This window comes from Bacillus sp. MYb78, assembly GCF_002975115.1.
In the GTDB taxonomy this organism is placed as follows: domain Bacteria; phylum Bacillota; class Bacilli; order Bacillales; family Bacillaceae_G; genus Bacillus_A; species Bacillus_A cereus.
This window is the reverse complement of sequence record NZ_PCOB01000013.1, coordinates 92,914-112,078: the sequence shown is the minus strand read 5'-3', so window position 1 is coordinate 112,078 and position 19,165 is coordinate 92,914. Positions and strand designations below refer to the sequence as shown.

The window sequence follows — 19,165 nt, the reverse complement described above, 5'->3', positions numbered from 1 at the left end:
CCTTATCCTTTTCTTTGTCTCGCATCAGCCGCACGCTTTAACGCTTGACCAATAAAATTTATACACAGCATCAACACTAAAATCATGATTGATGCGGGTAACCAAATCCACCACTTTTCTTGTAATACATCTGGGTTAGTTGCGTAACTTACAAGTGTACCAAGACTTGGTGTGCTCTCTGGTAGACCGAAGCCTAAGTAAGTTAAACTAGATTCAATTCCGATGTTACCAGCAAGATTTAATGTGATATTTACGATAATAATAGAACTTAAATTAGGTAATATTTGCTGGAAGATTATTTTCCAATTTGGTGTTCCTAATGTTTTTGATGCAGATACGTAATCAAGTTCTTTCTCAGTCAATACTTTAGAGCGTATAAGCCTTGCTTTTCCGACCCATAAGAAAGCGGTCATTATGAGAATAAATGTCGTAATATTGAAAGTTGGAACGAGTGAGATAAACACGATAACAATCATTAAGAATGGTAAAATCATCATAAAGTCGATAAAACGCATAATGATGTTATCGACAACTCCTCCAAAATAGCCAGCAATTAGTCCCGTCGTAAGACCGATAAGGGTTGCTAAAAGAGTGATGGCTAAACCAACCGTAAAGGAGTTACGTGTACCAATAATTAATTGTCCGAAAATATCACGGCCTCCATAATCAGTTCCTAACCAATGTTCAGCAGAAGGAGGGTCATAAATAGCGAATAAATCGACTCGGACGATATCTTCTTGCTTCATAATAAATGAAGTTGCGTAAACGGCTATTAATATTAAAGCTAAAAAGAATAGAGAAAACATTGCTAGTTTATCTTTACGAAATTCTCGCCACATAATGGAGAAACCAGAGGGGCTCTTTTCGTAATGAATGACTTCAGTTTGTTTTTCAGGATTTGCTAACATAACGTTTCTTCACCTCCATTAATCAATACGAATACGTGGATCAACGATGCTTAGAATAATATCGGAAAGAAGAGTCCCGAGTAGCGTTGCGAATCCAGTAAATAATACAAGAGCAGTTACGACACTGAAATCACGTTGAGTGATAGATTGGAAAAATAGTTGTCCAATTCCTGGATAGCCGAAAATATTTTCTAGAATAATAGAGCCTCCAACTAAACCTGTAATTTCATATCCTAAAAATGCTGCAATTGGTAAAAATGAATTTCTTAAAATATGTCTGGAATATACTTTAGATTCTGGTACACCTTTTGCTTTTACTGTGCGTACAAAATCTTTATGTTTCGTATCGATAATTTCACTTCGTAAATATTGTACAGTTCCTACAGTTCCAATTAATGCCCCAGATAAAGCTGGTAAAATCATATGATTGAATTTACTTAAATAGTAATCAAATGATCCTGTTGCAACTTGTGGATCAACGCTACCACTCGTAGGGAAAATTGGATATAAAAAGCCGAATAAGAATAACATTACTAACCCGAAAATAAATAGTGGTGTACCGAATCCTAAAAAGTTATAGAGCGTAATGAGTCGATCAGCCCACGTATCATTCCAACGTCCACTTATAACTCCAAGTGGAATAGCAATTAAGTAAGTAAGAATAAGAATAAGAAGAGCTAACAGTATGGTATTGCCAAGACGTTCCCCGATAATATCTGTTACTTTTATTTTATGTGCGTAAGAAATACCGAAATCCCCTTGTACAGCATTTGAAATCCACCTTACATATTGAGTGGGAATAGGATCGTTTAAACCTAGTTTTTCACGTTGTTCTTCGAGCACTTTTGGATCGGCTTTTGGGTTTGCTAGTTCAGCGCCACTTAATGCATCACCTGGCATTGCCTTAGCCAGTGTAAAGACGAGTACGCTTAATATGAATAATTGCGGTATCATAACTAAAACCCGGCGTAATATAAATTTCCACATGTTTTATCACTCCCTTAAGGTAATGCCACCCGGTGTGTTGGCGAGATTGGTTTTAAATCGTAAGCACGACCATTTTCATTGAAATAACTTTCGTATGATTTCTCATACTCAACGCTTACCTCACGACGCAATTTACGTTGTTGCTCGCGGTTTTCTGGACGAATATCAGGAATAGCTGATATTAGGCGCTTCGTATAGATGTGCTGTGGATTATTATAAATTTCAGCACTAGTTGCTTCTTCCACAATGCGTCCGCGATACATAACACCGATACGGTCACACATATGGCGAACTACACCTAAATCATGACTAATAAATAGGTATGTTAGTCCGAGTTCAGATTGTAAATCTTGCAAGAAGTTTAAAACTTGAGCTTGTACCGACACGTCAAGCGCGGATACAGGTTCATCTGCGATAATAAGCTTCGGTTTTAGTGTAAGTGCGCGTGCAATACCAATCCGCTGTCTTTGTCCACCGGAAAATTCATGTGGGTATTTATACATAGACTCAGGATTTAATCCAACTTTATCAAGATAATCTTGAACAGCTCTACGCTCTTCATCAGGTGAGAGTTTCTCAAAATTTCGAAGTGGTTCAGCGATAATATCCATAACACGTTTCTTCGGGTTTAAGGATGAATAAGGATCTTGAAAAATCATCTGAATATCTTTTCGTTGTTCTCTTAGTTCTGAGCGACTTAATTTTGTTAAATCTCTATTATTAAAATGAATGCTACCGCCTGTCGCTTTTGTTAAGTGCATAATTGCTTTTCCAGTTGTTGATTTGCCGCTCCCAGATTCCCCAACGATTCCGTATGTTTCGCCAGGTTGTAGTTCGAAGCTTACGCCATCAACAGCACGAACGTAATCTAATGTACGGCCGAAAACACCACCTTTAATTGGAAAGTGTACTTTTAAATCTTCTACTTTAAGCAGTGCCATGAGTTACGTCATCTCCTTTCTTATGTTGGAAGTTGAAATGTTTGTAGCAAGTGCAACGTACCCAATGGTCTTGTTTTACTTCATGTAAAACGGGATTTTCTTCATGTTGATCAGGTCTAATCCATGGAATCCGTGCTTGGAATCGACAACCTGTGCGAGGTAACTTAGCTAATGTCGGTACAACGCCTTGAATAACATGTAATTTTTCTTTTTCAGCAGATGCAGACGGGATTGAATTTAATAAGGAACGAGTATATGGATGAAGAGGGTTATTAAAAATCTCTTCGACTGTTCCTGTTTCTACAACTTGTCCTGCATACATAACGACGATACGATCAGCGGTTTCGGCCACGACGCTTAAATCGTGTGTAATTAAGATGATGCCCATTTTCGTTTGTTCTTGAATGGAACGTAATAAATCTAAAATTTGCGCTTGAATGGTTACGTCAAGTGCAGTTGTTGGCTCATCTGCAATAATGAGCCCTGGCTTACAAGCAATTGCAATTGCGATAACAATTCTTTGTCTCATTCCGCCAGATAATTCGTGTGGGTATTGTTTATATGTAAGTTCTGGTTTTGGAATACCAACTTGATGAAGTAGTTCTAAGGTGCGTTCTTTCTTTTCAACTTTTGAAAGGCTTGTGTGGTAGTCTAAGTTTTCTTCGATTTGTTTTCCAACTGTCATAAGAGGATCGAGTGCTGTAAGAGGTTCTTGGAAAATCATTCCGATATTTGAACCGCGTACTTTATTTATTTCGGCGGTTGACATGCTTAGTAAGTCCTTATCTCTATAGTAAAGCTGCCCTTGTAATTTTGTATTTGCTTCATTATGCAGTCGCATAATGGAAAGGGCAAGTGCACTTTTTCCGCATCCTGACTCACCAACGATAGCAACAATTTCATTTTCATGAACAGTTAAGGATACATTATCAACTGCTGCATGATACTGATCTTGTATACGAAAGGAAGTTTGCAAGTTTTCAATACGAAGAAGTGAATTCTTCATGGCTATCCCTCCATCTTTTCTGAAAAGACTAAATATTTTGTATGTTGTTATTTTAATATAAATTGACAATGTTTGACAAGGGTAAGTTGAAAAAATATTCAAAAATCTTTTTATATAAAAGTGGAATGCAGTTGTATTAGGTATTTAAGTGATTTGGAAACGCTAACATATATATGAGAGGAAAATAAATCTTTTGTAAGAAAAAAGATTTATATGTAGAAAAAAGAGAGGCATTCTGGAAAGAATGGTCTCTCTTTTTTTGATAAGTATAATATTTGTACTTAAGCTTGCTTTTGTTTTGTTGACCCTGTATTTAAAGTAAGGGCAAGGAAGAACATTGCAAGTATGCAAGATGCAAGTAATAAGATGAATCCGCCATCCCATCCGAATGCATCTACGATAAAGCCCATAGCGGCACTAGCGAAAGCAGCTCCGCCTAAGTAACCGAAGAATCCAGTTAAGCCTGCTGCAGTTCCAGCAGCTTTCTTTGGTGCTAAGTCTAGAGCGTGTAGACCAATTAACATAACCGGTCCGTAAATTAAAAATCCAATTGCGACAAGTGCGATACTATCAACCATTGGATTACCAGGAGGGTTTAACCAGTAAACAAGAACTGCGATAAATACACCAACCATAAATAAAATACCAGCAGGTGCACGACGTCCTTTAAATAGTTTATCACTCATCCATCCGCAAAGAAGTGTACCTGGAATACCAGCCCATTCATATAGAGCGTAAGCAGTACGTGAGCTACTATGAGTAAAGCTTTTTTCTTCTACTAAATAAGTAGGAGCCCAGTCTACAACGCCGTAACGTACGAAATATACGAAAACGTTCGCAATAGCGATGTACCATAAAAACTTATTGTTTAGTACGTATTTAAATAAAATTTCTTTTGCCGAAAGTTCGCGTTCGCGATCTTTTATTTTCTCATCTGGTGGATATTCTCCAGTATGCTCTTCAATAGAAGGTAGTCCACAAGATTGAGGCGTATCTTTCATTGTAATTAATACATAAATACCAACTAAAATTGAAAGAATACCTGGGAAGTAAAAAATACTTTTCCAGTCATCTGCGAAGAAGTATAAGCCTAATGTTACAAGAGAAGGCATAAGCGCGCCGCCGACATTATGAGCGACGTTCCAAATAGACATTTTTGTACCACGTTCGCTAATAGAGAACCAGTGAACCATCGTACGGCCACAAGGAGGCCAGCCCATACCTTGTACCCATCCATTTAAAAACTGAAGTACAAACATAAGTATAATGCTCGTTGTAATGAAAGAAAATGAGCCGAAAATAATATTAATGATACCTGATAAAAATAGCCCAGCTGCTAAAAAGTAGCGAGGATTACAACGATCGGATACGATACCCATCAAGAATTTACTTAATCCGTAAGCGATAGATACTGCTGAAAGGATAACCCCAAGTTCCCCTTTACTAAAGCCTTGCTCGATTAAGTATGGCATTGCTAGTGAAAAGTTTTTTCGAACAAAGTAGTAACCTGCATAACCGATGAAGATACCTAAGAATACTTGTAAACGTAATTTACGGTATTCGCTATCAACGCGATCAGCTGGTAAGCGTTCCGCGTGGGGCGCAGGTTTAAATAATTGTGTGAAAAACATAAAATGAAAATCCTCCCCTAATTAATTCGAAGCGTTTTAAGACAGAGAACATAAAAAGGCCATGAAATATAAAAAAGTTTCCTTTTTTATGATTCATAGCCGTGTACTCCGTTTCTCCGTGACTGTCAATATTAACTTCGTCGAAAATTATACAACTTTGTGACAAAAATGTAAACGTTTTTATAAATAAAAGTATTGACGGATTTTGTTCGCGGGATTAATATTTAAATACGTTAAATATTTTATTGTTTAAATAAGAGGTGGATAACATGCCAAATGATATGACGCATATCGATAAAATTCAAGCTCTTGCCTTTTCGATTGGAAAGAAAATGCAGACGGAGTTATTAGAACAAATGCAAGCAACAGGACTTACACCACCGCAGTTTTATATTTTAAAGATTTTAGATCATTATGGGGCTTCAAGAGCGACAACATTAGCAAAAAAGATGTATGTGAAGCCTAGCGCGATTACAGTGATGATTGATCGTCTAATCGATCAAGAACTTGTAGAACGCTATCACGACAAAGATGACCGTCGTGTTGTCATCATCGAGTTAACGAAAAAGGGGAAAGCTAGAGTAGAAGAGGCAATGACAGCTCGCAACGAGCATATTGCAAAATACTTTTCACATTTAGAGTTGCAAGAAAGAGAAGATTTATTACGTCTCTTTGAGAAGTTAGAAACCATTATTTGCGGGACACAAGAGAAAAAAGAGAATAACTAAGAGGAATTGAGGAGATTACATGGAGCAACAAGAAAATCAAAATAGAAAGTTGTTGTTAATCGGTTTAGTAATCGCGATGCTATTTGCTGCATTAGATGGAACAATTGTTGGTACAGCAATGCCACGTATCGTCGGTGACCTAGGCGGATTAAGTTTAATGACATGGTTAACGACAGCTTATATGTTAACATCAACGACAGTTGTACCAATTGCAGGTAAATTAGCGGATTTACTTGGTCGTCGTAACGTATATATAACAGGGCTAGTTATTTTCATGATTGGTTCGGCGTTATGTGGTATGGCGAATGGTATGACAGAATTAATTATTTTCCGTGGTATTCAAGGTCTTGGTGGCGGTATTATGATGCCAATGGCTATGATTATTATTGGAGATATGTTCACGGGAAAAGAACGTGCGAAATGGCAAGGTATTTTTGGTGCGTTATACGGTCTTGCTTCTGTAATTGGACCGCAAGTTGGTGGTTGGATTGTAGATGCAGTGAACTGGAGATGGGTATTCTACATTAACTTACCGGTTGGTATTTTAGCAACAATCTTTATTGCAATGGGATTAAAATCACATAAACAAACAGGACCAATTAAAATTGATATCGCTGGAATCTTTACGATGATTCTAGGTGTTGTAAGTTTATTGCTTGCGCTAACGTTTGGTGGAAAAGATTATGCATGGGATTCTTGGCAAATTATCGGTTTATTCGCACTAGCTGTAATTGGTATCGTTAGCTTTGTTATTGTTGAAACGAAAGCTGAAGAGCCGATTTTACCAATGCATTTCTTTAAAAATCGCACATTTACAATACTGAATGCGATTGGATTCTTTATGAGTATTGGAATGTTCGGCGCGATTATGTTCGTACCATTCTTCATGCAAGGTATTGTAGGAGTAAGTGCTGCTGAATCAGGAACAATTATGACTCCAATGATGATTACAATGATTGTAATGAGTATTATCGGTGGGCAACTTGTATTAAAAGTTGGTGTAAAACCACAAATTATCGCAGGTATGCTTATTATGGCCGGTGGTTTCTGGTTATTAACAACGATGGATATGCACACAACGAAGCTTACAGCTACTTCTTATATGATGGTTATCGGTTTAGGAATGGGTCTTGTAATGCCGACATTAACATTAGCGTTACAAGAAAGCTTCCCGAAAAAAGACCTTGGTGTCGTAACGTCATCAAGTCAGTTCTTCCGTCAAATTGGTGGAACATTTGGTATTACAATTTTAGGATCAATTATGAATAACACTTCAGGTACAACGTTAACAAATAAATTAGTACCTGTATTAGATACATTCCCGAAAGAAGCGGGACAAATGGTAACGAAATTTAAAGATATGATTCACACAGATCCACAAGGTTTATATTCGATGCTATTTAGCCCAGAGGCATTAAAACAAATGCCAGAAGCGTTTGCTAACAGCATTGTACCTATTTTGAAAAACTCTTTAGTAGACTCGCTTCATACTGTATTCTTAACAGGATTAGTATTTATCGTAGTAGGTGCCATCTTTACGATTTTCTTACAAAAAATTAAACTATCAGATCGTAAAAAAGATGCTGAAGAGCCTGCTGTAGAAGAAAAAGAAAAAACTGTATCATACTCGTAATGAAGAAGCATCGCCTTATGGCGGTGCTTTTTTGAGTATAACCTTAAAAGCTTTTTAGTGAGAAATGATTGACGTATTTTTAGAAATACGTTATATTATTTTCTGTAAACGGTTACATGAAGTGAGGAGAAAAGAGAATGAGTACGATTAAAGACGTTGCGAAATTAGCGGGAGTATCTGTTGCGACCGTTTCCAGAGTTCTAAATAAAAATGGATATGTTCACGAAGATACATTAAAAAAGGTAGAGCGTGCAATTGAGATGTTAGATTATAAGCCTAGTACAGTAGCGCGTTCACTGTATAATAAAAAGTCTCGTTTAATTGGCTTAGTTGTTCCAAATATCGTGAATCCGTTCTTTCCAGAAGTTGCACGTGCCGTAGAAGATGTAGCACATAAACAAGGTTACACAGTTGTTCTTTGTAACTCTGATGAAAGTTTAGAAAAAGAGAAACAATACATTGATGTACTTAGACAAAATAATGTAGATGGATTTATTGTAGCAACGAATCCACAAAATAGTGTTAATTACATGAATTTATCTGTTCCGGTTGTTGCGATTGACCGTATGTTTAATGAGCGTATTCCTACTGTATATGCAGATAACTATGCAGGAAGTCAGGCTGCGACAAAGTTGTTACTAGATAAAGGATGTAAACATATTGCACATATTCGCGGTCCACGTGATGTGAGTACTGCAAATGAACGTTTTGAAGGTTTTGTAGACGTTATTACGCAAAATAATCTTTCGTATATGATTGCGGAGAGTACGTTTGATCCAGCAAATAGTGAGCGTGTAGCGATGGAATTATTAGAAGGATACCCGCATATTGATGGTATTGTTGCTGGGAATGATTTAATTGCGATTGGTATTGTAAAGGCTGCACTTCAAAAGGGGATTGCCATTCCAGATGATTTACAAATTATCGGATTTGATGGAATTTCTTTAACAGAAATGATGTATCCATCTATTACAACAGTTGCACAACCGATATATGAGATGGGAAAAATTGCAACAGAGTTGTTGTTAGAGCAAATGGAAGGAAATGCATTAGAAGAGAAACACTATCGTCTACCGATTAAAATTATTGAACGAAATACAACGAAGTAAGGAGATGAAACAGATGCCAAATATTGCAGTAGTAGGTAGCATTTCAATGGACTTAGTGGCTGTTTCAAAAAAACGGCCGAAAGCAGGAGAAACAGTAATTGGTGAAGCGTTTCATACAATCCCTGGAGGGAAAGGGGCGAACCAAGCGGTTGCTGCAGCTAGATTAGGAGCAAATGTAGCAATGGTTGGAGCGGTAGGAAATGATGATTACGGAACGGTAGTTAGAAAAAATTTAGAGAACGAACGTATTTTTATCGACTATGTGGTACCGGTTACAGATGGAACGACAGGAATTGCTCATATCGTTTTAGCAGAAGAAGATAACAGTATTGTTGTCGTACAAGGAGCAAATGCTCTTGTAAATAAGTCAGTTGTAGATCGCTCAAAAGACCTTCTTATAAAAGCAGATATGGTTGTTCTGCAACTAGAAATTCCACTTGAAACAGTAAAATATGTATTGGCTATTTGTGAGGAGCATAATATTCCAGTTATGTTAAATCCAGCGCCAGCACAAGTGTTATCAGAAGATATTTTAGAAAAGGCAACTTATATTACGCCAAATGAACATGAGTGCCGCATTGTATTAGATGATTTTACATCACCAATTGAAGATTTATTGGCGAAGTATCCAAATAAATTATTGATGACAGAAGGTTCTAACGGTGTTCGTTTCCATAATGGAACGGAGATTGTACATGTTCCTAGCATTGCTGTTGATGTAGTGGATACAACTGGAGCTGGTGATACATTTAATGGTGCGTTAGCAGTTGCACTTTCTGAAGGAGAGACACTTCAAAAAGCAATTCGTTTCGCGAATATTGCCGGTGGTCTTTCTGTAACGAAACTTGGGGCACAGGGCGGTATGCCAACGAGAAATCGAGTACGTGAAGTGCAGGTGATTGTTGGATGAAAAAGCATGGTGTATTAAACAGTGAAATCGCGGCAGTCCTTGCTTCACTTGGGCATACAGACACGGTTGTAATTGCTGATTGCGGGTTACCGATTCCGGATGGAGTAAAACGAATTGATTTAGCTGTTGAGATTGGAAAACCGAGTTTTTTAGAGGTGTTACAAGTTGTAGCTGATGATATGGCAATCGAAAAAGTGACGTTAGCAGAAGAAGTCATTATAAATAATGCGGAAGTAAATAAAGAGATCGAGCAAAAATTAATAGAGCCAGCATTTGAGTATGTATCTCATGAACAATTTAAAGAGCATACAAAGAAAGCGAAGGCGATTATTCGTACAGGCGAGGCTACGCCTTATGCAAATGTAATTTTACATGCAGGCGTGATTTTTTAATAAAGGGAAGTGATGGGAATGCATATTGAAATGAAAAACATTTCAAAGGCGTTCAATGGCAATCCTGTTTTGAAGAATGCACAGTTTATGATTGAAACAGGAGAAGTTCATGCATTGATGGGGGAAAATGGAGCGGGTAAATCAACGCTCATGAAGATTTTAACAGGTGTATACAAAAAAGATGGTGGAACAATCACGATTGATGGGCAAGAACGTACGTTTAAAAATGCGAAAGAAGCTGAAGAGTACGGCATCGCATTTATACATCAAGAACTAAACATATTGCCGAATTTAACAGTAGCTGAAAATATGTTTCTCGGTAAAGAGTTAATGTATGGGAAAACAGGTATTTTACGCACTCGACAAATGAACGCGATTGCGCAGCAGCAACTAGCAGAGCTAGGATTGCATGTAAGAGGTGCTATGTTAGCAGAGGAACTATCGGTTGGACAACAGCAAATTATCGAAATTGCGAAAGCGTTAATGACAAACGCGAGCGTTATTATTATGGATGAACCTACTGCGGCACTGACGGATCGTGAAATCGAAACGCTCTTTACAGTAATCAATAAGTTACGTAAAGAAGGTGTTTCATTCGTGTACATTTCGCATCGTATGGAAGAGATTTTCTCAATATGTGATGCCATTACGATTTTGCGTGATGGAGAATACGTCGGAAAGAGATTAATTCCAGAAACATCATTTGATGAAGTAGTGAGTATGATGGTGGGGCGCAGCATTGGTGAACGTTACCCAGAGCGAAATAGTCAAATTGGTGATGTCATTTTTGAAATGCGTAACGGAACGAAGAAAGGGAAATTTGAAAATGTTTCGTTTCAAGTGAGGAAAGGTGAAATCCTTGGTGTAGCTGGTTTGATGGGGGCTGGTCGCACTGATATTATGAAAGCGATATTTGGTTATGAACCTTTAGATTCTGGACAAATTTTTATAAATGGACAAGAAGTAAAGATTGATAGTCCGATAGATGCAATTAGACAAAGAATTGCTTTCATTACAGAAGATAGAAAGTCTGAAGGATTAGTGTTAGATTTTTCAATTCGAGAAAATTTAGCTTTACCGAATTTAGAAAGTCTTTCAAAGGGAAGTGTTCTAAGCAACGAGCTAGAACAGCAGTTTACAGAAGATATGATGAAGCTTCTTAATGTGAAAGCATCTAGCGGGGAGCAGGCAGTGAAATCTCTTTCTGGTGGAAATCAGCAAAAGATTGTAATCGCAAAATGGCTAGGCATTCATCCGCAATTACTCATTTTAGATGAGCCAACAAGAGGTGTAGATGTTGGAGCGAAAAAAGAAATTTACTCTATCATGAATAAGCTTACAGAGCAAGGCGATGCCGTTATTATGGTATCATCTGAGCTTCCGGAAGTTTTAGGGATGAGTGATCGAGTTCTTGTTATTCATGAAGGAAAAGTCGGCGGCATTTTAGGGAAAGATGAGGCATTACAAGAGTCTATTATGGCACTAGCTACAGGGGGAGAGTAAGGATGGCTAAGAAGGGGAATGTATTACAACAACTCGGTTCTTTAATCGGTTTAGTATTAATTATCGTCGTAATTACAGTTTTAAATCCAGCGTTCATTGAAATTCCAAATTTATTTAATATACTGCGTCAAGTATCGATTAATGCGCTTATTGCATTCGGAATGACCTTCGTAATTTTAACAGGGGGTATTGACTTATCGGTAGGTTCTATTTTAGCATTATCAAGTGCACTTGTTGCTGGAATGATGGCAAGTGGCATGGATCCGTTCCTTGCAATGGCAGTTGGACTATTAGCAGGTCTTGTAATGGGAATTGTAAACGGTATCATCATTGCGAAAGGAAAAGTAGCTCCATTTATTGCAACTTTAGCAACAATGACTATTTTTCGTGGGTTGACGCTTGTTTATATGGACGGACGTCCGATCACTGGTCTTGGTGATCATTTAATGTTCCAAATGTTTGGCCGCGGTTATTTTCTTGGTATTCCGGTACCAGCTGTTACAATGATGATCGCTTTCGCAGTACTGTACTTCATTTTGAAGAAAACGACATTTGGCCGTCGTACATTTGCAATTGGTGGAAATGAAGAAGCAGCAGCACTATCAGGTATTAATGTTACGAGAATTAAAGTAATGATTTACGGTCTTTCCGGAATTTTGGCAGCGCTTGCAGGTATTGTCTTAACATCACGACTAGATTCTGCACAGCCGACTGCAGGTACTTCTTACGAATTAGATGCAATTGCAGCAGTTGTATTAGGTGGAACAAGTCTTTCTGGGGGAAGAGGATGGATTGTTGGTACATTCATCGGTGTACTAATTATCGGTGTACTAAATAACGGTTTAAATTTATTAGGTGTATCTTCTTTCTTCCAACAAGTTGTAAAAGGACTTGTAATCTTACTAGCTGTATTAATTGATCGCCGAAAAGAAGCATAATGGAGGGACAGTTCATGAAGAAATGGTTACTTATACTCGTTGCATGTATTATGGTCATTACTGCTGGTTGTTCAATGGAACCACCAGAATGGGCAAAGGATTCTAGCGATAAAGGTCGAAATAAAACTATTAAAGTTGGATTCTCTGTTTCAACTTTAAATAATCCCTTCTTTGTAACTTTGAAAAAGGGTGCAGAAAAGAAAGCGAAAGATAGCGGCATCGAATTGATTGCTGTTGATGCGCAAAATGATGCAGCGAAGCAAACGAACGATGTTGAAGATTTAATTCAAAAGGGTGTCGATGTAGTTGTTATTAATCCGACCGATTCAGATGCTGTTGCTTCAGCGGTAAGTGCGGCAAATGCAGCAAATGTTCCTGTTATTACAGTAGACCGCGTTGCGAATTCAGGTAAGGTTGTTTCTCACATTGCATCTAATAATATCGAAGGTGGTCAAATGGCTAGTGATTACATTCGTGAATTAGTCGGCGAAGGAGCAAACGTTGCTGAGTTAGAAGGAATCCCTGGATCGTCTGCTGCTCGTGAACGTGGGAAAGGATTCCATAACGAAGCTGATAAGTCTTTAAAAGTAGTTGCCAAACAAGCGGCTGATTTTGATAGAGCGAAAGGATTATCTGTTATGGAAAACATTTTGCAAGCAAATGGTGATATTAAAGCCGTGTTTGCGCATAACGACGAGATGGCATTAGGTGCACTTGAAGCATTGAAGTCTGCTGGAAAAACAGATGTAGTAGTTGTTGGATTTGATGCAACAGAAGATGCTGTGAAAGCGGTTAATGATGGGCGTATGGCTGCAACAGTCGCTCAAAAACCGGAATTAATCGGAGAGAAGGCGATGCAAACAGCAAAAGAGATAACACAAGGTAAAAAAGTGGACAAATCTATTCCGATTGAATTAGAGCTTATTAAGAAAAATAAATAAATATAAAATGAAAATTAGGAAGGAAGAATAACAAATGAAATTTTTTATTGATACAGCAAACATTAACGAAATTAAAGAGGCAAATGCATTAGGCGTAGTAGCTGGAGTAACGACAAACCCATCACTTGTAGCAAAAGAAGGCGTAGATTTCCATGAGCGTATTCGTGAAATTTGCAGCTTTATAGAAGGACCTGTAAGTGCAGAAGTAATTAGCTTAGAAGCTGATAAAATGATTGAAGAAGGAAAAGAATTAGCGAAGATTGCTCCAAACGTTGTTGTAAAAGTTCCAATGACAACAGAAGGTTTAAAAGCAGTAAAAGCATTCTCAGATTTAGGAATTCGTACAAACGTTACATTAGTATTCTCAGCAGTTCAAGCATTACTTGCAGCTCGCGCTGGTGCAACATATGTATCACCATTCTTAGGTCGTTTAGATGATATCGGTCATAACGGTATGGATTTAATTCGTCAAATCGCAGAAATCTTTGCAATTCATGGCATCGAAACAGAAATCATTGCAGCATCTGTACGTCACAGCGTTCACGTAACTGATGCAGCATTAAACGGTGCACATATTGCAACAATCCCAGCAAACGTAATTGCTTCATTAGTGAAGCACCCATTAACAGATCAAGGAATTGAGAAATTCTTAGCTGATTGGGAAAAAACACAAGAGAAATAATAGAAAATCAAGAATCCTAGTTTAATTGACTAGGATTCTTTTTTATTTAAAAGAATTTTCATGCAATTTTGCATATTGTCTTTTAAATTTGTTATATAAGATATTTAATATATATCACATAACTCTTTATTTTTCATATTTCGATATAAAGTGAAACGTTAATCAGTGGGGGCTTTGTTCATCAGCACACTGATTATTAGTTGAACCAAGGGATAAACAGATAGAGGGTCTGACCAGAAAACTGGAGGGCATGATTCTATAACAGAAAGTTTAATGTTTATAGAATTATGTCTTTTTATATAGGGAGGGTAGTAAACAGAGATTTCGACAAAAATGCACCGATTTATCTGAATTTTAAGTTTTATAAAAGGAGAGAAATAGAATGAGAAGAAAAGCGCCATTTAAAGTGTTATCGTCATTAGCAATTGCGGCAATTATCGGATGCACATCTGTAATGAGTGCGCCGTTAGCATATGCAGAAACGCCAGCAAAAGAGAAAGAGAATGTGTCTACAACGCCAATTGATTACAATTTAATTCAAGAAGATCGTTTAGCGGAAGCTTTGAAAGAAAGAGGAACAATTAATCCAGCATCTTCTAAAGAAGAGACGAAAAAGGCTGTCGAGCAATATATTGAAAAGAAACAAGGAGATCAGGCGAACAAAGAAATTCTTCCAGATGCTCACTTACAAGAAACGTCTGATTTCACAAAAAAAGTAAAAGAGAAAAAGATGGAAGAAAAGGAAAATGTAAAAAAGACTGAAAAAAATATTAATCTTGAGCAAAAGCCAGAACCAAATAAAAAGCAATTAAATGGGCAAGTTCCAACTTCAAAAGCAAAGCAAGCTCCATATAAAGGATCTGTTCGATCGGATAAAGTATTAGTGCTACTCGTTGAATTTAGTGATTATAAACATAATAATATTGATCAAACACCAGGTTATATGTATTCGAAAGACTTTAGTAGAGAACATTATCAAAAGATGTTGTTCGGTAAGGAGCCGTATACATTATTTGATGGTTCAAAAGTAAAAACGTTTAAACAATACTATGAAGAGCAGTCTGGTGGTAGTTATACGACAGACGGATATGTAACGGAGTGGCTAACAGTTCCAGGAAAAGCATCTGATTATGGAGCTGATGGTAGCAGTGGTCACGATAATAAAGGTCCGAAAGGTGCACGTGATTTAGTGAAAGAAGCTTTGCATGCAGCTGCTGAGAAAGGACTAGATTTATCTCAGTTTGATCAGTTTGATAGATATGATACAAACGGGGATGGGAATCAAAACGAACCTGACGGTGTAATTGATCATTTAATGGTAATCCATGCTGGTGTTGGTCAAGAAGCAGGTGGTGGTAAATTAGGTGATGATGCGATCTGGTCACATCGTTCAAAATTAGCAGTAGATCCAGTAGCGATTGAAGGTACAAAATCAAAGGTAGATTACTTTGGTGGTAAAGTAGCAGCACATGATTACACAATTGAACCAGAAGATGGAGCTGTAGGTGTGTTTGCACATGAATTTGGACATGATCTTGGATTACCAGATGAATATGACACGAAATATACTGGAAATGGTTCACCAGTCGAAGCTTGGTCATTAATGAGTGGAGGTAGTTGGACAGGGAAAATCGCAGGAACAGAACCGACTAGTTTTTCACCACAAAATAAAGACTTCTTACAAAAGAATATGGGTGGCAACTGGGCAAAAATATTAGAAGTAGATTACGATAAAATTAAGAGTGGTGTGGGAGTTCCTACCTATATTGATCAAAGTGTTACGAAATCAAATCGTCCAGGCGTTGTACGTGTTAACTTACCAGGTAAAAGTGTTGAAACGATTAAACCGGAGTTTGGAAAGCATGCATATTATAGTACAAGAGGCGATGATATGCATACAACGTTAGAGACACCATTCTTTGATTTAACAAAAGGAACAAATGCAAAATTCGATTATAAAGCAAATTATGAGTTAGAAGCAGAGTGCGATTTCGTCGAAGTACATGCAGTAACAGAAGATGGAACGAAAACATTAATTGATAGACTTGGAGAAAAAGTAGTCCAAGGAGATAAAGATACAACAGATGGGAAATGGATTGATAAATCATATGATTTAAGTCAATTTAAAGGAAAAAAAGTGAAACTACAATTAGACTATATTACAGATCCGGCTGTAACATATAAAGGTTTTGCGATGGACAATGTAAATGTAACTGTTGATGGACAAGTTGTATTTTCTGATGATGCAGAAGGACAGTCTAAAATGAATTTAAATGGTTTTGTTGTTTCTGATGGGACAGAGAAGAAAGCTCATTATTACTACTTAGAGTGGAGAAACTATGCGGGATCAGATAATGGTTTAAAAGCAGGAAAAGGTCCAGTGTATAATACAGGTCTTGTCGTTTGGTATGCAGATGATAGTTTCAAAGATAACTGGGTTGGGGTGCATCCAGGTGAAGGATTCCTTGGTGTTGTAGATTCTCATCCAGAAGCGCTAGTTGGTAATTTAAACGGAAAACCAGCACACGGTAATACGGGCATGCAAATTGCAGATGCTGCATTTTCATTTGATAAAACACCAGCATGGAGTGTAAATTCATTAACACGTGGTCAGTTTAACTATTCTGGATTACAAGGTGTTACAACTTTTGATGATTCAAAAGTATATAGTAACAAGCAAATTGCAGATGCAGGAAGGAAAGTTCCAAACCTTGGACTTAAATTCCAAGTTGTTGGACAGGCAGAAGATAAATCGGCAGGCGCTGTTTGGATTAAACGTTAATAACATAAAAGCACATTCTTCATATGAAGAGTGTGCTTTTTAATTTGTACAGTAAGTTATTATTTTAGTTTATGTAATACAAGTGTTTATTCATGTGTAGTGTATCAAATTATGTGGGGAAAGGAAATATTTCCGAGGAAATTGTCGAAGTATCGTTGGTATTGATACACTTTTTTTGTAAAAGAAGAAATGTAGTATTGTCTTTACAGTTTAATTTATTTACATTGTTACTTGGCTATACACAAAAGTAATATATTCGGCAATAAAAGAGCGCTATTGGATAGTGCTCTTTTTTATGAATAGAAAGGAGTGAGTTAAATGAAAGAAGTAATTGAATGTCCACAGTGTGAAGGGATATTACTGCGCAACATATTATGGATCTCCCGCATCCTTTTTCATTCAGGTGTCCACATTGTAAGGTGAAATTAAAAGAAATGAGGATCACACCATGTTTAATATTAGTGGCAATTTGTATCATTCCACTATTTATTATGATTGGAGAGAGTATTAAGGAATTACTAGTAAAATATTTTTCTATTATAGACGGTGTACCAACTGTACTTATTTTCTTCTTATTTTGTTATCCATTGTATTATCTCTATGAAAAATATAATGCCATATTGTTTATTAAATACGGCTTGTTGAAAGTTAAAAGTTGAATAGGGGTTTATCATTAAAAAAAGACAACGATGGATTATCCCATCATTGTCTTTTTTACTTTGCTTCTTACATAAATCATCCCAGCAAATGTTAATAAAAATGCTGTCCCGATAATGAAGCTAATGCTAGGTGATGCTCCGATTGCGCCGACTGTAAAGGAGCCAGCAACAACTCCTAATGAGAAGAAGGCATAAAATAATCCGAATGCCTTTCCGCGATTATCGTCTGTAGTATTTTCAACGAGTAAAGCGTTAATAGACGGAAAGAGGATTGCGAATCCAATTCCATAAATCATCATTACGATAAAGAGCATACCTTTTGTAGCAAATAATCCGAGTAAAGATAATGCGAATGCCATAACTGCAATTCCGATTAGCATTAGTTTCGAACGATTAAATCGATCGTAAATACGATTTGTTGGAAGCAAGAAGAAGAGGATAGCAGTTATACCGAATACACTTAACATCATGCCTGTTGTGGATGCTTTAAGCGCTAATGCCTCAACTTTTACTGGTAACATATAAGTGACAATTCCTTGTGAAAACATTAATGTGAAAGCACCAATATATGCTTGTAATAACGGTTCTGATTTTAAAAGTTCAACCATATCTTCTTTGTTCATCATTTGCGTTCTTGATGTATCTTTTCTTGATACGTTATTTGGTAAGAAGAATAGAGATACGATCGTACCAAGAGCCATTAAAATAGAAATAGTAATAAAGACCCACTCTACGCCAGCTGTTGCTTTCATAATACCGCTGAAAGCAGGTCCTACGATTGCGGCTGTTCCAACAGCCGCACCAGATAGAGCCATTGCTTTTCCTTGTCTTTTTGCATTTGTTTGTTTTGATAAAAATGTAAAGGCGGCAGGAATTAAAAAGCCATCACTAAATCCATGCATAAAGCGCACAACTAATAGTTGTTCACCACTTTGAACAACGGTGTATAACAAGACTATGAAACTCGTAATTCCCATGCTTATATAAAGGATTTTTTTTGCACCAAATTTATCGACAGCGGCTCCAGCAATAATATTACCGATCATATTAGCGAATGAGTACATACCGACAACTAGCCCGATAATAAGAGGAGTTCCTCCAAGGCTTTGAGCGAAAGTACTCATAATAGGTAATTGTGAAAATGTATCTAAAAATGCCACGATAACGATAAAGTAAATAAAATATTTCAAGCGATATTCACCTCTCCTATGCTATTATGGCACAATGCTAATTTCACCTGCAATGAAATTGAATTAACAGATGTGGAAAAAAGTACAAAGTGACAAAATATTGAACGTTATTTGTAAAAAATTAGTGGGAACGTGATTGTTTTTTTGAAATATATGGATAGAAGTATTATAATAGAATTGTAAACTTCACCAGGTTAAGTATATACATAGAGAGGGATGTATAAA

At 37.0% G+C, this 19,165-nt stretch carries 16 protein-coding genes and 1 pseudogene; 11 read left to right on the top strand and 6 right to left on the bottom strand.

Annotated elements, in window-relative coordinates; translation table 11 throughout:
- Nucleotides 1–2: 2 nt before the first annotated feature.
- The 5 genes from CQ064_RS22095 to glpT form a co-directional block, all read right to left on the bottom strand.
- On the bottom strand, nt 3–908 hold the full coding sequence (locus CQ064_RS22095) for an ABC transporter permease (protein WP_000880730.1): 906 nt from the start codon (nt 906–908) through the stop codon (nt 3–5).
- Nucleotides 909–926: 18 nt separating this feature from the next.
- A complete protein-coding gene (opp4B, locus tag CQ064_RS22090; protein ID WP_000265452.1) occupies nt 927–1,895 on the bottom strand; it encodes an oligopeptide ABC transporter permease in 969 nt (322 codons plus the stop codon).
- A 14-nt stretch (nt 1,896–1,909) separates the two neighbouring features.
- Nucleotides 1,910–2,836: an ABC transporter ATP-binding protein gene (locus CQ064_RS22085; protein WP_001196381.1), complete on the bottom strand. Its 927-nt coding sequence runs from the start codon at nt 2,834–2,836 to the stop codon at nt 1,910–1,912.
- Nucleotides 2,823–3,842 (bottom strand): ABC transporter ATP-binding protein, encoded by a 1,020-nt coding sequence (locus CQ064_RS22080; protein WP_000798236.1) that lies wholly within the window; start codon nt 3,840–3,842, stop codon nt 2,823–2,825. Before CQ064_RS22080 ends, CQ064_RS22085 begins: the two co-directional genes overlap by 14 nt.
- A gap of 281 nt (nt 3,843–4,123) precedes the next feature.
- The gene (gene glpT / locus CQ064_RS22075; RefSeq protein ID WP_000466382.1) at nt 4,124–5,473 is read right to left on the bottom strand and encodes a glycerol-3-phosphate transporter; all 1,350 of its coding nucleotides are present in this window, start codon (nt 5,471–5,473) and stop codon (nt 4,124–4,126) included.
- Between the two features lie 269 nt (nt 5,474–5,742).
- On the opposite strand from glpT, the gene CQ064_RS22070 reads away from it, so the two are divergent.
- The 11 genes and pseudogenes from CQ064_RS22070 (at nt 5,743) to CQ064_RS22020 (ending at nt 17,750) form a co-directional block, all read left to right on the top strand.
- Nucleotides 5,743–6,201: a MarR family winged helix-turn-helix transcriptional regulator gene (locus CQ064_RS22070; RefSeq protein ID WP_001132365.1), complete on the top strand. Its 459-nt coding sequence runs from the start codon at nt 5,743–5,745 to the stop codon at nt 6,199–6,201.
- 19 nt (nt 6,202–6,220) lie between these two features.
- Nucleotides 6,221–7,834 (top strand): MDR family MFS transporter, encoded by a 1,614-nt coding sequence (locus CQ064_RS22065; protein ID WP_000437647.1) that lies wholly within the window; start codon nt 6,221–6,223, stop codon nt 7,832–7,834.
- 137 nt (nt 7,835–7,971) lie between these two features.
- On the top strand, nt 7,972–8,943 hold the full coding sequence (gene rbsR, locus CQ064_RS22060; RefSeq protein ID WP_000104050.1) for a ribose operon transcriptional repressor RbsR: 972 nt from the start codon (nt 7,972–7,974) through the stop codon (nt 8,941–8,943).
- A gap of 13 nt (nt 8,944–8,956) precedes the next feature.
- Complete coding sequence (rbsK, locus tag CQ064_RS22055) at nt 8,957–9,853, top strand: ribokinase (protein WP_001132859.1); 897 nt, start codon at nt 8,957–8,959, stop codon at nt 9,851–9,853.
- Nucleotides 9,850–10,245, top strand: a complete 396-nt coding sequence (rbsD, locus tag CQ064_RS22050) for a D-ribose pyranase (protein ID WP_000716151.1) — start codon at nt 9,850–9,852, stop codon at nt 10,243–10,245. The genes rbsK and rbsD overlap by 4 nt, the downstream gene beginning before the upstream one ends.
- A gap of 18 nt (nt 10,246–10,263) precedes the next feature.
- Nucleotides 10,264–11,748, top strand: a complete 1,485-nt coding sequence (gene rbsA / locus CQ064_RS22045) for a ribose ABC transporter ATP-binding protein RbsA (protein WP_000546782.1) — start codon at nt 10,264–10,266, stop codon at nt 11,746–11,748.
- Nucleotides 11,749–11,750: 2 nt separating this feature from the next.
- A complete protein-coding gene (locus tag CQ064_RS22040; protein WP_001074649.1) occupies nt 11,751–12,686 on the top strand; it encodes an ABC transporter permease subunit in 936 nt (311 codons plus the stop codon).
- 14 nt (nt 12,687–12,700) lie between these two features.
- The gene (rbsB, locus tag CQ064_RS22035) at nt 12,701–13,627 is read left to right on the top strand and encodes a ribose ABC transporter substrate-binding protein RbsB (RefSeq protein ID WP_000758973.1); all 927 of its coding nucleotides are present in this window, start codon (nt 12,701–12,703) and stop codon (nt 13,625–13,627) included.
- 34 nt (nt 13,628–13,661) lie between these two features.
- The gene (gene fsa, locus CQ064_RS22030; RefSeq protein ID WP_000667666.1) at nt 13,662–14,309 is read left to right on the top strand and encodes a fructose-6-phosphate aldolase; all 648 of its coding nucleotides are present in this window, start codon (nt 13,662–13,664) and stop codon (nt 14,307–14,309) included.
- Nucleotides 14,310–14,691: 382 nt separating this feature from the next.
- Entirely contained in the window at nt 14,692–17,091 is a 2,400-nt protein-coding gene (gene inhA2, locus CQ064_RS22025; RefSeq protein WP_001252973.1) for a M6 family metalloprotease immune inhibitor InhA2, read from the top strand.
- Between the two features lie 318 nt (nt 17,092–17,409).
- Nucleotides 17,410–17,750: pseudogene (locus tag CQ064_RS22020) on the top strand (hypothetical protein).
- Between the two features lie 35 nt (nt 17,751–17,785).
- Here CQ064_RS22020 and CQ064_RS22015 read toward each other — a convergent pair.
- Entirely contained in the window at nt 17,786–18,940 is a 1,155-nt protein-coding gene (locus CQ064_RS22015; RefSeq protein ID WP_000873271.1) for an MFS transporter, read from the bottom strand.
- Nucleotides 18,941–19,165 lie beyond the last annotated feature (225 nt).

Coding starts and splice junctions, on each gene's coding strand:
- CQ064_RS22095 (WP_000880730.1), bottom strand. CDS start 908: ATGTTAGCAAATCCTGAAAAACAAACTGAAGTCATTCATTACGAAAAG.
- CQ064_RS22065 (WP_000437647.1), top strand. CDS start 6,221: ATGGAGCAACAAGAAAATCAAAATAGAAAGTTGTTGTTAATCGGTTTA.
- glpT (WP_000466382.1), bottom strand. CDS start 5,473: ATGTTTTTCACACAATTATTTAAACCTGCGCCCCACGCGGAACGCTTA.
- inhA2 (WP_001252973.1), top strand. CDS start 14,692: ATGAGAAGAAAAGCGCCATTTAAAGTGTTATCGTCATTAGCAATTGCG.
- rbsR (WP_000104050.1), top strand. CDS start 7,972: ATGAGTACGATTAAAGACGTTGCGAAATTAGCGGGAGTATCTGTTGCG.
- CQ064_RS22080 (WP_000798236.1), bottom strand. CDS start 3,842: ATGAAGAATTCACTTCTTCGTATTGAAAACTTGCAAACTTCCTTTCGT.
- CQ064_RS22040 (WP_001074649.1), top strand. CDS start 11,751: ATGGCTAAGAAGGGGAATGTATTACAACAACTCGGTTCTTTAATCGGT.
- CQ064_RS22085 (WP_001196381.1), bottom strand. CDS start 2,836: ATGGCACTGCTTAAAGTAGAAGATTTAAAAGTACACTTTCCAATTAAA.
- rbsA (WP_000546782.1), top strand. CDS start 10,264: ATGCATATTGAAATGAAAAACATTTCAAAGGCGTTCAATGGCAATCCT.
- rbsB (WP_000758973.1), top strand. CDS start 12,701: ATGAAGAAATGGTTACTTATACTCGTTGCATGTATTATGGTCATTACT.
- CQ064_RS22070 (WP_001132365.1), top strand. CDS start 5,743: ATGCCAAATGATATGACGCATATCGATAAAATTCAAGCTCTTGCCTTT.
- rbsK (WP_001132859.1), top strand. CDS start 8,957: ATGCCAAATATTGCAGTAGTAGGTAGCATTTCAATGGACTTAGTGGCT.
- fsa (WP_000667666.1), top strand. CDS start 13,662: ATGAAATTTTTTATTGATACAGCAAACATTAACGAAATTAAAGAGGCA.
- rbsD (WP_000716151.1), top strand. CDS start 9,850: ATGAAAAAGCATGGTGTATTAAACAGTGAAATCGCGGCAGTCCTTGCT.
- opp4B (WP_000265452.1), bottom strand. CDS start 1,895: ATGTGGAAATTTATATTACGCCGGGTTTTAGTTATGATACCGCAATTA.